This is a genomic window from Kitasatospora sp. NPDC094028 (genome assembly GCF_049543595.1).
In the GTDB taxonomy this organism is placed as follows: Bacteria; Actinomycetota; Actinomycetes; order Streptomycetales; family Streptomycetaceae; genus Kitasatospora.
The window spans coordinates 112,299-126,282 of sequence record NZ_JBMVFA010000010.1; the positions used below are offsets into that span (position 1 = coordinate 112,299).

Here is a 13,984-nt window from a genome sequence, read left to right on the forward strand (position 1 = left end):
CAACCGGCCCGCGACGCAACGCCGTTGGGGCGGCCCTCCACGAACGGAGGACCGCCCCAACGGCGTTCGCGCTACCGGTGGCTCACTCGCCCCGGGTGCCCAGGTGGTGCACCTGGACCATGTTGGTGGTGCCGGGGATGCCGACCGGGACACCGGCGGTGACGATCACCGTGGAGCCCTCCTCCAGCCGGCCCATCTTCAGCAGCTCGCGGTCGACCTGAGCGACCATCGCGTCGGTGGTGGCGACCTGCTCGGTGACGTAGGCCTCGACGCCCCAGCTCAGCGAGAGCTGGTTGCGGGTGGCCGAGTCGGGGGTGAACGCGATCACCGGGATCGGCGACCGGTAGCGGGACAGCCGGCGCGCGGTGTCACCGGACTTGGTGAACGCGACCAGCGCCTTGCCGTTCAGGAAGTCGCCGAGCTCGCACGCGGCGCGGGCGACCGAGCCGCCCTGGGTGCGCGGCTTGCGGCCCGGGTTGAGCGGCTGGAGGCCCTGGCCGACCAGCTCCTCCTCGGCCTTCTCGCAGATCCGGCTCATGGTGCGGACGGTCTCGACCGGGTACTTGCCGACGCTGGACTCGGCGGAGAGCATCACCGCGTCGGTGCCGTCCAGGATGGCGTTCGCGACGTCGGAGACCTCGGCGCGGGTCGGGCGCGAGGCGTGGATCATCGACTCCATCATCTGGGTGGCGACGATGACCGGCTTGGCGTTGCGGCGGGCCAGCGTGATCAGCCGCTTCTGGACCAGCGGCACCCGCTCCAGCGGGTACTCCACCGCGAGGTCGCCGCGGGCGACCATGATGGCGTCGAAGGCGAGGACGATCTCCTCCATGGCCTCGACGGCCTGCGGCTTCTCGATCTTGGCGATGACCGGCACCCGGATGCCGACCTCGTCCATGATCGCGTGGACGTCCTTGATGTCGGCCGCGTTGCGGACGAAGGACAGCGCGACCATGTCGACGCCGAGACGCAGCGCGAACCGCAGGTCGTCCTTGTCCTTCTCGGACAGCGCGGGCACGTTCACGGCCGCGCCGGGCAGGTTGATGCCCTTGTTGTTCGAGAGCACGCCGCCCTCGATCACCACGGTCTTCACCCGCGGGCCGTCGACGCTGACGACCTCCAGGGCGATGACGCCGTCGTTGATCAGGATCGGGTCGCCGGGCTTCACGTCGCCGGGCAGGCCCTTGTAGGTGGTGCCGCAGATGTGCTGGTCACCGGGGACGTCCTCGGTGGTGATGGTGAACTCGTCGCCGTTGTCGACGGTCACCGGGCCGTTGGCGAAGGTCGCCAGACGGATCTTGGGACCCTGGAGGTCGGCAAGGACGCCGATGGCCTTGCCGGTGTCCTCCGAGACCTGGCGGACCTTTCGGTACCGCTCCTCGTGGTCCGCGTGGTTGCCGTGGCTCATGTTCAGTCGGGCGACGTTCATGCCCGCCTCGACGATGGCCTTCAGCTGTTCGTAGGAGTCCGTCGCCGGACCCAGGGTGCAGACAATTTTCGCTCGGCGCATATCGGTCAGTCTATCCGTTCGTGTTATAGGCGCATTCGGCACGGATCGTGAGGAATCGCCGACGAATCGTCCCGAGAGGCGAGACAGGGGAGTCTCACTCCTCGGGCAGTGCGCTCTCCCGGTGGACCAGGGCGAAGGACTGGCGGGCGATCTCCAGCTCCTCGTCCGTGGGCACCACGGCGACCGCCACCCGGGCGTACCCGGGCGAGATGATCCGCGGCTCCGCCGAGCGCACCGAGTTCAACTCGGGGTCCACGGCGATGCCCAGTTCGTCCAGCCCCGCGGTCGCCGCCGCGCGCACCGGCGCCGCATTCTCCCCGACCCCCGCGGTGAACGCGATCGCGTCCACCCGGCCGAGCACCGCGTAGTAGCCGCCGATGTACTTGCGCAGCCGGTGGACGTACGCGTCGAAGGCGAGCCGGGCGTCCGCGTCCCCCTCGTCGGCGCGGCGCATGATCTCGCGCATGTCGTTGTCCCCGCACAGGCCGCGCAGGCCGCTGCGGCGGTTCAGCAGGTCGTCGATCTCGTCCACGGACAGCCCGCCGACCCGGTGCAGGTGGAACACCACGCCCGCGTCGATGTCACCCGAACGAGTGCCCATCACCAGGCCTTCCAGCGGAGTCAGGCCCATCGAGGTGTCCACGCAGCGGCCGCCGCTGACCGCCGACGCGGAGGCGCCGTTGCCCAGGTGCAGCACGATCACGTTCACCTCGGCCGGGTCCTTGCCGAGCAGCCGGGCGGTGGCCCGCGAGACGTACTGGTGCGAGGTGCCGTGGAAGCCGTAGCGGCGCACCCGGTGCTCGTCGGCGACGGCCCTGTCGATCGCGTACCGCGCGGAGTACTCGGGCATCGAGGCGTGGAAGGCGGTGTCGAACACGGCCACCTGCGGCAGGTTGGGCCGCAGCGCGCGGGCCACCTCGATGCCGATGATGTTCGCCGGGTTGTGCAGCGGCGCGACCGGGATCAGCCGGCGGATCTCGGTGAGCACCTCGTCGGTGATCACCGTCGGCTCGGTGAACCGCTTGCCGCCGTGCACCACCCGGTGGCCGATCGCGGCCAGCTCGGGGGAGTCCAGGCCGAGGCCGTCCGCGGCCAGCTCCTCGGCGACGGACTTCAGCGCGGCCGAGTGGTCCGGGAAGAGCTGCACCAGTTCGCGCTTGCCCCCCGCGCGCGGGGTGTGCACCAGCCGGCCGCCGGGCTCGCCGATCCGCTCGACCAGACCGGAGGCGAGCCGGGCGCCGTCCAGCATGTCGATCAGCTGGTACTTCACCGACGAGGAGCCGGCGTTGAGCACCAGGACGCGCGTACCGTTGCTCATGCCTGCGGCTCCTTGTGGTCCTGCGACTGGATCGCGGTGATCGCGACCGTGTTGACGATGTCCTGCACCAGCGCGCCGCGCGACAGGTCGTTGACGGGCTTGCGCAGCCCCTGCAGCACCGGGCCGACCGCCACTGCGCCGGCCGAGCGCTGGACGGCCTTGTATGTGTTGTTGCCGGTGTTGAGGTCCGGGAAGATCAGCACGGTGGCCCGCCCGGCCACCTCCGAGCCCGGCAGCTTGGTCGCCGCGACGTACGGGTCCACCGCCGCGTCGTACTGGATCGGGCCCTCGACCAGGATGTCCGGGCGCAGCTCGCGGACCAGCTCGGTCGCCTTGCGGACCTTGTCCACGTCCGCGCCCGAACCGGAGGTGCCGGTCGAGTAGGACAGCATCGCGACCCGCGGCTCCACCCCGAACTGGGCGGCGGTGGCGGCGGCCTGGATGGCGATGTCGGCCAGCTGCTGGGCGTCCGGGTCCGGGTTGACCGCGCAGTCGCCGTACACCAGCACCTTGTCGGCCAGGCACATGAAGAAGACGGACGAGACGATCGAGGCGCCCGGCGAGGTCTTGATCACCTCGAAGGCCGGCCGGATGGTCGCGGCGGTGGAGTGCACCGCGCCGGACACCATGCCGTCCGCGATGCCCTCCTGCACCATCAGGGTGCCGAAGTAGGAGACGTCGGTGACCACGTCCAGGGCCAGCTCGACGGTCATCCCCTTGTGGGCGCGCAGCCGCGCGTACAGCTCGGCGAACTGGCGGCGCAGCGGGCTGGTGGTCGGGTCGACGATCCGGGCCTGCGCGCGGTCGGCGCCCGGCTCCTCCTGCGGCAGGTCGATGCCGAGGCCCGCGGCCTTGCGGCGCACCGCGTCGACCTCGCCGAGCAGGGTGAGGTCGCAGATGTTGCGGCGCAGCAGGATCTCGGCGGCGCGCAGCACCCGCTCCTCGGTGCCCTCCGGCAGGACGACGTGCCGGCGGTTGCCGCGGGCGCGCTCCAGCAGCTCGTGCTCGAACATCATCGGGGTGACCCGCTCGGACCGGCCGACCTCGATCCGGTTCGTCAACTCGGCGGTGTCGACGTGCAGTTCGAACAGGCCGAGGGCGATCTCGGCCTTCCGGGGGCTGGCCGCGGTGAGCTTGCCCTCCAGGTGGGTCAGGGTGGCGGCGGTGGGCCAGCTGCCCTCCGGGACGACGGCGACCGGGGTGCCGGGGGCGAGCCGGGCGGCGAGCGCCATCACGTTCGGGCCGGGGTGCTGGCCGAGGGTCAGCAGCACGCCGGCGATCGGCGGGGCGCCGGCGGCGTGCGCGGCCAGCGAGCCGACCACCAGGTCGGCGCGGTCCCCGGGGGTGACGACCAGGGCGCCCTCGGTCAGCGCGTCCAGGAAGGTGGGCAGCATGGCGCCGCCGAAGACGAAGCCGCGGACGTCCCGGGCCAGGCCGGCGGCGTCGCCGAGCAGGACCTCGGCGCCGGTCGCCTCGACCAGCTGCGCGACGGTGGGCGCGGCCAGGGCCGGCTCCTCCGGGATCACGTAGGCGGGGATCGGCAGCTTCTCGGTGAGGGTGCGCTGGATGCGCTGCTTGGTGCTCGGGGCGACCCGGTTGGCGATCATCGCCAGGGTCTCGCAGCCGAGGTCGGTGTACGCCCGGTGGGCGTTGCGGACCTCGGCGATCACCGCCTCCGCCTCCTTGCCCTGCCCGCCGACCACCGGCAGCACCGCGGCGCCGAACTCGTTCGCCAGGCGGGCGTTGAAGGCCAGTTCGTCCGGGATGGTGGTGTCCGCGAAGTCGGTGCCGAGCACCAGCACGGCCTGGCAGCGGCGTTCCAGCGCGCGGAAGCGGTCCACCAGGACGGAGACCAGCTCGTCCTGGCCCTGCGCGGCCTGCAGCGCGGCCGCCTCCTCGTAGGTCAGCCCGTACAGCTCCGGGCCGGGCAGGTCGATCCGGTACCGCCCGCGCAGCAGCTCGACCACGTGGTCCGACCCGGGTTCGCCGGGTGCGTTCGCGTGCACCAGCGGCCGGAACACCCCGACCCGGTCCACCTGCCGGGTGAGCAGTTCCATGACCCCGAGCTCGACCGCCTGGCGGCCGTCCCCCCGGTCGATTCCGGTCACGTACACGCTGCGCGCCACCCGGGTGTCTCCGTCCCGTCGTCTCGGAAAGTGGTCATATCGACCATACCTTCGTACCGTGAACGCCCGTCCGCATGCAGAGGGCGGCAAGGAGGAACAGGGGCGAAGGTCATGCCCCCGGGCGGCCCGAAGGCCCGCCGGTCGGGCCCGGGTCAGCGCTCGGCGTTGGTGAGCTCCGAACCGGACAGCTCCACCGTCCTGCCCGTGACGAAGACCTCCGACACCCGCCCGTCCACCAGCCAGCCGTGCGGGTGCACGAGGGCGCCGTTGCGGCCGGGGGTCCAGCCGTCGGCGGCGAGCGCGGCGCGCATCCGGGCCTCCACCTCGTCCGCCGGCAGGCCGGTGTCGCTGCCGATCGTGAGGGTGCGGGAGCAGTAGTTCGAGCCGCAGCCCCCCGCGGTGCCGGTGGCGTGCTCGATGGTCAGCCCGGGCGGCAGCGGCACCTCGGCGAGGCTCGGGAAGAAGGAGTCGTAGGCGGTGGCCTGGTAGAGGACGACGATGGCGGCCCCGGCCAGGGCGTGGACGCAGAGCGCGACGACGGCCCCGCCCTCGGGCTCGACGGCCCGGCCCTTCGACCGCGGGCCGCGCAGCCGCCGCTCCGCCAGCGCGCCCGCCAGGATCACCAGGGCCGCCGCGAACGGATAGCCGGACTCCACCTCGGCCGTGGCGCGGAGGTAGAACCACTCGCGCTCCAGGCCGACGAGGAAGGCGGCCAGCGCCGCCAGGACGGCGAAGACCGCGACCCCGACCGCCCGGGTGCGGACCATGGCGGCCCAGCAGGCGAACGGCACCAGCAGGTAGATCGATCCCAGTAACCACACCCACACGAGCAAGCCCCCCGCCTGCTGACGATCAGTCCCAGGCGGGGAGCTTAGAGGTTCGGGCCGGGCGGAGCCTAGGGGTTCCCGGGGGTTCGGGCCGGGCGGAGCCTAGGGGTTCCCGGGGGTTCAGGCCGGGCGGAGCCAGAGGGTGGCGAGCGGCGGGAGGACGAGCTCGGCGGAGCGGGGCTGGCCGTCCCAGCCGACCGGATCGGCCTTGACGGGGTGGGAGTTGCCGATGCCGCTGCCGCCGTAGGCCTCGGCGTCGGTGTTCAGCACCTCCTCCCAGAGCTGGTCGCGGCCGTCCAGGGCGGGCAGGCCGACGCGGTGGCCGTGGCGGACCACGGGGGAGAAGTTGCAGACCGCGACGAGCGGGGAGCCGTCCGCGGCGTGCCGGACGAAGGAGAGCAGGTTGTCCTCGGCGGCGCCGCCGTCCAGCCAGCGGAAGCCGTCCGGGGTGGTGTCGAGCTCCCAGAGGGCCGGGGTGTCGAGGTAGCGGCGGTTGAGGTCGCGGACGAGGCGGCGCACGCCCTGGTGGTCCCGGTGCGCCGGCCACTGCTCGTCGAGCACCCACCACTGCGGGCCCTGTTCGTGGTCCCACTCCGCGCCCTGGGCGAACTCCTGCCCCATGAACAGGAGTTGCTTGCCCGGGTGGGCCCACATGAAGCCGAGGTAGGCGCGGTGGTTGGCGCGCTGCTGCCACCAGTCGCCGGGCATCTTGGAGACCAGGGCCTGCTTGCCGTGCACCACCTCGTCGTGCGAGATCGGCAGGACGTAGTTCTCGGAGTAGGCGTACACCATCGAGAAGGTGATCTCGTTGTGGTGGTACTTGCGGTGCACGGGCTCCTTGGACATGTAGACCAGCGAGTCGTGCATCCAGCCCATGTTCCACTTCAGCCCGAAGCCGAGGCCGCCCGCGTCGGTGGGCCGGGTGACGCCGTCCCAGGCGGTGGACTCCTCGGCGATGGTGACCGCGCCGGGGCAGCGCCGGTAGACGGTGGCGTTCATCTCCTGCAGGAAGGCGGCGGCGTCGAGGTTCTCCCGGCCGCCGTACTGGTTGGGCGTCCAGGCGCCGCCCTCGCGGGAGTAGTCGAGGTAGAGCATCGAGGCGACGGCGTCCACCCGCAGGCCGTCGACGTGGAACTCCTCGCACCAGTACACGGCGTTGGCGACGAGGAAGTTGCGCACCTCGGTGCGGCCGTAGTCGAACTCCAGCGTCCCCCAGTCCGGGTGCTCGGCGCGCAGCGGGTCGGCGGGCTCGTACAGCGGCTCGCCGTCGAAGCGGGCGAGCGCGAAGGCGTCCTTGGGGAAGTGCGCGGGCACCCAGTCGACGATCACGCCGATGCCGTGCCGGTGCAGGGTGTCGACCAGGTGGCGGAAGTCGTCGGGGCTGCCGAGCCGGGCGGTGGGGGCGTAGTAGCCGGAGACCTGGTAGCCCCAGGAGCCGCCGAAGGGGTGCTCCATCACCGGCATGAACTCGACGTGGGTGAAGCCCAACTCCTGGAGATAGCCCGGTAGTTCCTCGGCAATGGCGCGGTAGGTGGTGAGTTCGGGCCGCCACGAGGCGAGGTGCAGCTCGTACACCGACATGGGCGCGCGGTGGTGCGCGGTCCGGGCCCGGCGGGCCATCCACTCGCCGTCCGTCCAGACGTGGTTCGAGGAGGTGACCACCGAGGCGGTGCCGGGCGGGCACTGCGCGGCCCGGGCGAGCGGGTCGGCCTTGTCGAGCACCCAGCCCTGCCGGGTGTGGATCTCGTACTTGTACGTGGCGCCCTCGGCGAGGCCGGGGACGAACAGCTCCCACACCCCGGAGGAGCCGAGCGAGCGCATCGGGTGCCCGGTGCCGTCCCAGTGGTTGAAGTCGCCGATCAGCCGGACCCCGACCGCGTTCGGCGCCCAGACGGCGAAGGCGGTGCCGGCGACGCCGTCGACGGTCCGCACGTGCGAGCCGAGCGCCTGCCACAGCTGCTCGTGCCGGCCCTCGGAGATCAGGTGCAGGTCGAGCTCGCCGAGGGTGGGCGGGGTGCGGTAGCCGTCCTGCTGGCGCAGCGGCTCGCCGCCGGGGTACGTCACCAGCAGGGTGTAGTCGGGGCGTTCGCCGCCGGCCAGCAGGCCGGTGAACAACCCGCCCTGCTGGTGGGTGAGTTCGGCCGGGCCCTGGGCGGTCTCGACGACCACCCGCTCGGCGAGCGGGCGCAGCACCCGGATCGCGGTGCCGCCGTGCACCGGGTGCGCGCCGAGCAGCCCGTGTGGGTCGTGGTGCTGCCCGCCGACCAGCCGGTCGACCTCGGCGGGCGGCAGCGGCGCCTCGGGCAGCCGCAGCGGGTTGGCGTGCCCGGCGGCAGGCGCGGCGACCCCCGCCGGCGTGACCGGCGTGACCGGCGTGACCGGCGGGTCCTGCGGCAGCCCGGCCCGGTCGGCCCGGTCGGCCCGGTCGGCCCGGGCGGGCGCCGTGGGCGTGGGCCCGGGACGGGCGGCTCCGGGAGTGTCCGGCCCGGCCAGGAAGGTGGCCGGTACGGGTCGGGTGGGGCGGCCGGTCGGGTCGGGCGGCGTCACGGCGTGGTCCTCCTGCGGCGGGGTGGGCGAACTCCTGCGGGCGGTGCGGGACAGGCGTGGGGCGGGCGGGATCAGACGGTGAGGGCGAGCCGGTTGATCGCGGCCAGCGGGATCGGCAGCCAGCTGGGCCGGTGCCGGGCCTCGTACACCACCTCGTAGACCGCCTTGTCGATCTCCAGTGCCCGCATCAGCTCCGGCGAGGCGGCCGGGTCGGCGCCGCCGCCGGCCGTGTAGCCGGCGCAGAACGCGGTGCGGTTGCGCTGGGCCCAGGCGGCGGCGAGGTGGGCCAGCTCGGGGTCGACCGGGCCGCCGGCGAGGAGGTGGGCCGCCGCGTAGTCGAAGGAGCGCAGCATCGCGGCGACGTCGCGCAGCGCGGGCTGCGGCTCGCGGCGCTCGTTGACGGACTTGGCGGGCTCGCCCTCGAAGTCGAGCAGCACCCAGCCGTGCGGGGTGCGCATGGCCTGCCCGAGGTGCAGGTCGCCGTGGATGCGCTGGACGGGCAGGCCGTCCGGGTGGGCGTCGGCGAGCTGCTGGAAGGCGCTGCGGAGCGCGGCGCGGAAGCGCAGCAGGCCGGGGACGGCGGCGACGGCGCTGTCCAGCCGGTCGGCCATGGCGGTGGCGAGCATCCGGGTCTGGGCGCGGTCGAGCCGGGCGACGGGCATGGAACGGGCGAGCACCCGGTGCACCTCGGCGGTGGCCCGGCCGAGCCGGTGCGCCTCGATGGCGAAGTTGCCGGGGGAGGGGTCGCCCTTGAGCCGGCCGACCTGGTCGAGGGCGAGTTCCCAGCCGTCCTCGGCGTCGGGCAGGTAGCGCTGGAGGAGGCCGAGGGTGGCGGGTTCGGCGCGTTCCATCCGGCTCTCGAACCAGGCGGCGACCCGGGGGATGCGGGTGGAGCCGGCCCGGGAGAGGGCCAGGGAGAGTTCGAGGTCCGGGTTGGTGCCGGGGTGGATGCGGCGGAACAGTTTGAGGATGTACGAGGTGCCGTAGATGACGGAGCTGTTGGACTGCTCGGCGGTGGAGGCCCGCCCGGGCAGGTTGGTGGGCAGTCCGGAGCCGGGGGTGCGGCGGAAGGCGAGGGAGCCGAACCGGTCGCCGGTGGCGAGGTGTTCGAGCAGCCGCCCGGTGAGGTCGGGGTCGTGCACCGCGTCGTAGAGGGCGGCGCCGTCGTACGGGCCCTGGCTGAGCCGGCCGAGGACGGCGCTGGGCTCGATGCCGGCCGGGCCGCCGGAGCGGATGCCGAGCAGCAGCTGGTAGATGTCGCCGTGGGGGAGGCCGGCCGTGGTGGCGTGGTCGACCCGCAGCAGCAGGTGCAGCAGGGCCGGGTCGCCGACCTGCAGCGGGGTGCCGACCACGGGGGTGAGGCCGGTGATCGGCCGGCCCTTCCCGGCGTACCAGCGCTGGGTGGGGAGCCACTCGGCGATCAGCGGCAGCGCCGCCTGGACGAGTTCGCTGACCCCCAGGGCGGCTCTCCGGGCCCCGGCGCCGCGCGCGCCGGCCGGCGGGTCGTGCTGCACATGGGCTCGCGAGCGGGAGGTTTCGGACATGACTCCCTTTCCCCGGAAGCACGCGGACGGCCCGACGGGTCGTGGCCGGGTCCGTCAGTCTTCCGGATTTCGACGGCGCGGAGGTCGCGGCACGCGAGTGCGGCTCGGGTGTCACGCCTTCGTGTGGGTGGCCGTTGGGCTGTTCTCCGTACGCGGTGCCGCACGTGGTGGTGCGGCGAACTCCGGGGGTGCGGGGTTCAACTCGCGCCCCCGGAGGGTCTGGTGGTGCCGTCCGGTCCGCAGTCAGGTGCGGTGGATCGTTACTTCGAGCGCCTGCTGCCGCTCAGGCGCGGGGGTTGCCGGAGCTGGAACCAGTAGAAGCCGTGTCCGGCGAGGGTGAGCAGGTAGGGCCACTCGCCGATCGACGGGAAGCGCACCCCGCCGATCAGCTCCACCGGGTAGCGCCCGCCGTACTGCCGCAGGTCGAGTTCGGTCGGCTGCGCGAACCGCGAGAAGTTGTTCACGCACATGACCAGGTCGCCCTCGTGCTCGCGCACGAAGGCCAGCACGGCCGGATTGCTGGACGGCAGTTCGGTGTAGCTGCCGAGGCCGAACGCCGGGTTGAGCTTGCGGATCTCGATCATGCGACGCGTCCAGTGCAGCAGTGAACTCGAACTGCTCTGCTGCGCCTCGACGTTGGTCACCTGATAGCCGTACACCGGGTCCATGATGGGCGGCAGACTGAGCCTGCCCGGGTCGGCGAAGGAGAAACCCGCGTTGCGGTCCGGGGTCCACTGCATCGGCGTGCGCACGCCGTCCCGGTCGCCGAGCCAGATGTTGTCGCCCATGCCGATCTCGTCCCCGTAGTAGAGCACCGGCGAGCCGGGCAGGGAGAGGAGGAGGGCGGTGAACAGCTCGATCTGGTTGCGGTCGTTCTCCAGCAGCGGGGCGAGCCGGCGCCGGATGCCCACGTTGGCGCGCATCCGCGGGTCCTTGGCGTACTCCGCGTACATGTAGTCGCGCTCCTCGTCGGTGACCATCTCCAGGGTCAGCTCGTCGTGGTTGCGCAGGAAGATGCCCCACTGGCACCCGCCGGGGATCTGCGGGGTCTTGGCCAGGATCTCCGAGACGGGGTAGCGGGACTCGCGCCGCACCGCCATGAAGATCCGCGGCATCACCGGGAAGTGGAACGCCATGTGGCACTCGTCGCCGCCGGCCGCGAAGTCGCCGAAGTAGTCGACGACGTCCTCCGGCCACTGGTTGGCCTCGGCGAGCAGGACGGTGTCGGGGTAGTCGGCGTCGATCTCCTTGCGGACCCGCCGCAGGAACTCGTGGGTCTCCGGCAGGTTCTCGCAGTTGGTGCCCTCGCGGGCGAACAGGTACGGCACCGCGTCCAGCCGGAACCCGTCGATGCCGAGGTCGAGCCAGAAGCGGAGCCCGGCGATCATCTCGTCCTGGACGCGGGGGTTGTCGTAGTTGAGGTCCGGTTGGTGCGAGAAGAACCGGTGCCAGTAGTACTGCTTGCGGACGGGGTCGTAGGTCCAGTTGGAGGTCTCGGTGTCGACGAAGATGATCCGGGCGTCGGGGTACTGCTTGTCGTCGTCGGCCCACATGTAGAAGTCGCCGTAGGGCCCGTCCGGGTCGGAGCGGGAGGCCTGGAACCACGGGTGCTGGTCGCTGGTGTGGTTCATGACGAAGTCGATGATGACGCGCATGCCGCGGGCGTGGGCGGCGTCGACGAACTCCATGAAGTCGGCGAGGTCGCCGAACTCGGGCAGCACCGACTTGTAGTCGGACACGTCGTACCCGCCGTCGCGCAGGGGTGAGGCGAAGAAGGGCGGGAGCCAGAGGCAGTCGACGCCGAGCCACTGCAGGTAGTCGAGCTTGGCCGTGAGCCCCTTGAGGTCCCCGATCCCGTCGCCGTTGCTGTCCTGGAAGGACCGCACCAGCACCTCGTAGAAGACCGCACGCTTGAACCACTCCGGGTCCAGGTTCTTCTTCGAGGTCTCGGGGAAGGTGTCGGGGACGGGCTCGTTCACAGTCACGCTGGGTTCCTCCGAACCGTGAGGAGGTGAGCCGGCTCGGCTGAGGGATCGAGCCGGACGTAGTTGTGCCGGCCCCAGGTGTAGGCGGCGCCGGTCAGCTCGTCCTGCACCGGGAAGGGCCCGTCGGTGTCGAGGGTGACGGTGGCCTCCTGCACGTGGTGCGGGTCGAGGTTCACCACGGTGACGACCTGGTCGGTGAGTCCGTCCTCGGTGGTCGCGGTCTTGGAGTAGGCGATCACCTGGTCGTTGTCGGTGGGGTGGAAGCGCAGGTCGCGCAGCTGCCGGAGGGCGGGGTGGCGGCGGCGCAGCCGGTTCAGCACGGTCAGCAGCGGGGCCAGGGTGTCGGTGCGGTTCCAGTCGCGCGGGCGCAGCTCGTACTTCTCCGAGTGCAGGTACTCCTCGGAGCCCGGGTGGGCCGGCTCGTTCTCGCACAGCTCGTAGCCGGCGTAGACGCCGTAGCTGGGGGAGAGGGTGGCGGCGAGGACGGCGCGGATCGCGAAGGCGGCCCGGCCGCCGTGCTGGAGGAAGGCGTGCAGGATGTCGGGGGTGTTGGCGAAGAAGTTGGGGCGCATGTAGGCGGCCGCGTCACCGGTGAGTTCGGTGAGGTACTCGGTGAGTTCGTTCTTGCTGGTGCGCCAGGTGAAGTACGTGTACGACTGGTGGAATCCGATCTTCCCGAGCGTGTGGACCATCGCGGGGCGGGTGAAGGCCTCGGCCAGGAACACCACATCGGGGTCGGTGCGGGCGATGTCGGCGAGCACCTTCTCCCAGAACAGCACCGGCTTGGTGTGCGGGTTGTCGACCCGGAAGATCCGGACGCCGTGGGCCATCCAGAACCGAAGGATTCGGAGCGTTTCCTTGACGATTCCGTCCATGTCCTGGTCGAAGTTGATCGGATAAATGTCCTGGTACTTCTTCGGCGGGTTCTCGGCGTACGCGATGGTGCCGTCCGCGCGGTGGCTGAACCATTCCGGATGCTTGTTCACCCACGGGTGGTCCGGGGAGCACTGGAGGGCGAAGTCGAGCGCCACCTCCAGGTGCAGCGCCTGCGCCTCGGCGACGAAGTGGTCGAAGTCCTCGATGGTGCCGAGGTCCGGGTGGATCGCGTCGTGGCCGCCCTCGGGGGAGCCGATCGCCCAGGGCGAGCCGACGTCGTGCGGACCGGCCGTCAGGGTGTTGTCCGGGCCCTTGCGGTAGGCCCGCCCGATCGGGTGCACCGGCGGCAGGTAGACCACGTCGAAGCCCATCGCGGCGACGGCCGGCAGCCGCTCGGCGGCGGTGCGCAGGGTGCCCGAGCGCGGCGGCTCCACCCCGCTCGGATCCACCACGGCGCCCTCGGAGCGCGGGAAGAACTCGTACCAGGAGCCGAACAGCGCACGCTCGCGGTCCACCTGCAGCGGCAGCGGACGGGAGGCGCTGAGCAGCTCGCGCAGCGGGTGACGGGCCAGCAGCTCCAGCACCTCGGGGGCGAGCGCGGCGGCCAGCCGGGACAGCGGCGGCAGGCCCGGGTCGCGCAGCGCGTCGGCGGCGGCCAGCACGTGCGCCCGGCCCTCCTTCTTCGGCACCCCGGCGGCGGCCCGCTCCAGCAGCCGGGCGCCCTCCTCCAGCACCAGCGCGGTGTCGATCCCGGCGGGCAGCTTGATCGCCGCGGCCTTGCGCCAGGTGGCGACCGGGTCGCTCCACGCCTCGACGGCGTACGACCAGCGGCCGGGCGCGGTCGGGGTGACGTACGCGCCCCAGCGGTCGGTGCCCTCCGCCAGTTCGCGCATCGGCGTCCACGGGCCGCTGCGGCCGCGCGGGTCGCGCAGCACCACGTTGGCGTTGACGGCGTCGTGCCCTTCGCGGAAGACGGTCGCGGTGACCAGGAAGGTCTCGCCGACGACGGCCTTGGCCGGGCGGCGGCCGGAGTCGACGAGAGGGCTGACGTCCAGGACGGGGATGCGGCCGATCACGGTGTCGCTCTCTGTCGTCTTGCGGGCGGCGGGCTTGCGGGCCGGCGCCTTGCGGGCGGGTGCGGAGGGGGCGGCGGGCGCGGTCCCCGCGGTGGAGGTCCTCGCGGCACGGGTCTTCGCGGCCGGAGTCTTCGCGGGGGTCTTCCCGGCGGGTGCCGCCCCGGTGGCGGCGTCG

Annotated in this window: 8 protein-coding genes; all 8 read right to left on the reverse strand. The window is 72.3% G+C overall.

What is annotated here, in order from left to right:
• Window positions 1–82: 82 nt before the first annotated feature.
• The 8 genes from pyk to ACPC54_RS17635 all read right to left on the reverse strand — a co-directional run bounded on the left by pyk (window position 83) and on the right by ACPC54_RS17635 (window position 13,809).
• Window positions 83–1,510: a pyruvate kinase gene (gene pyk / locus ACPC54_RS17600; protein ID WP_498965705.1), complete on the reverse strand. Its 1,428-nt coding sequence runs from the start codon at window positions 1,508–1,510 to the stop codon at window positions 83–85.
• Window positions 1,511–1,604: 94 nt separating this feature from the next.
• Complete coding sequence (locus tag ACPC54_RS17605) at window positions 1,605–2,828, reverse strand: acetate kinase (protein ID WP_498965706.1); 1,224 nt, start codon at window positions 2,826–2,828, stop codon at window positions 1,605–1,607.
• On the reverse strand, window positions 2,825–4,954 hold the full coding sequence (gene pta, locus ACPC54_RS17610) for a phosphate acetyltransferase (RefSeq protein ID WP_498965707.1): 2,130 nt from the start codon (window positions 4,952–4,954) through the stop codon (window positions 2,825–2,827). Before pta ends, ACPC54_RS17605 begins: the two co-directional genes overlap by 4 nt.
• Before the next feature lie 152 nt (window positions 4,955–5,106).
• Window positions 5,107–5,775 carry a hypothetical protein gene (locus tag ACPC54_RS17615; protein ID WP_498965708.1) on the reverse strand — a complete coding sequence of 223 codons (669 nt, stop codon included), beginning with the start codon at window positions 5,773–5,775 and terminating at the stop codon, window positions 5,107–5,109.
• A 126-nt stretch (window positions 5,776–5,901) separates the two neighbouring features.
• The gene (gene glgB, locus ACPC54_RS17620) at window positions 5,902–8,328 is read right to left on the reverse strand and encodes a 1,4-alpha-glucan branching enzyme (protein ID WP_498965709.1); all 2,427 of its coding nucleotides are present in this window, start codon (window positions 8,326–8,328) and stop codon (window positions 5,902–5,904) included.
• Window positions 8,329–8,399: 71 nt separating this feature from the next.
• The gene (locus ACPC54_RS17625; RefSeq protein ID WP_498965710.1) at window positions 8,400–9,872 is read right to left on the reverse strand and encodes a maltokinase N-terminal cap-like domain-containing protein; all 1,473 of its coding nucleotides are present in this window, start codon (window positions 9,870–9,872) and stop codon (window positions 8,400–8,402) included.
• Between the two features lie 260 nt (window positions 9,873–10,132).
• Window positions 10,133–11,857, reverse strand: a complete 1,725-nt coding sequence (gene treS / locus ACPC54_RS17630; RefSeq protein WP_498965711.1) for a maltose alpha-D-glucosyltransferase — start codon at window positions 11,855–11,857, stop codon at window positions 10,133–10,135.
• The gene (locus tag ACPC54_RS17635) at window positions 11,854–13,809 is read right to left on the reverse strand and encodes an alpha-1,4-glucan--maltose-1-phosphate maltosyltransferase (protein WP_498965851.1); all 1,956 of its coding nucleotides are present in this window, start codon (window positions 13,807–13,809) and stop codon (window positions 11,854–11,856) included. Before ACPC54_RS17635 ends, treS begins: the two co-directional genes overlap by 4 nt.
• Window positions 13,810–13,984 lie beyond the last annotated feature (175 nt).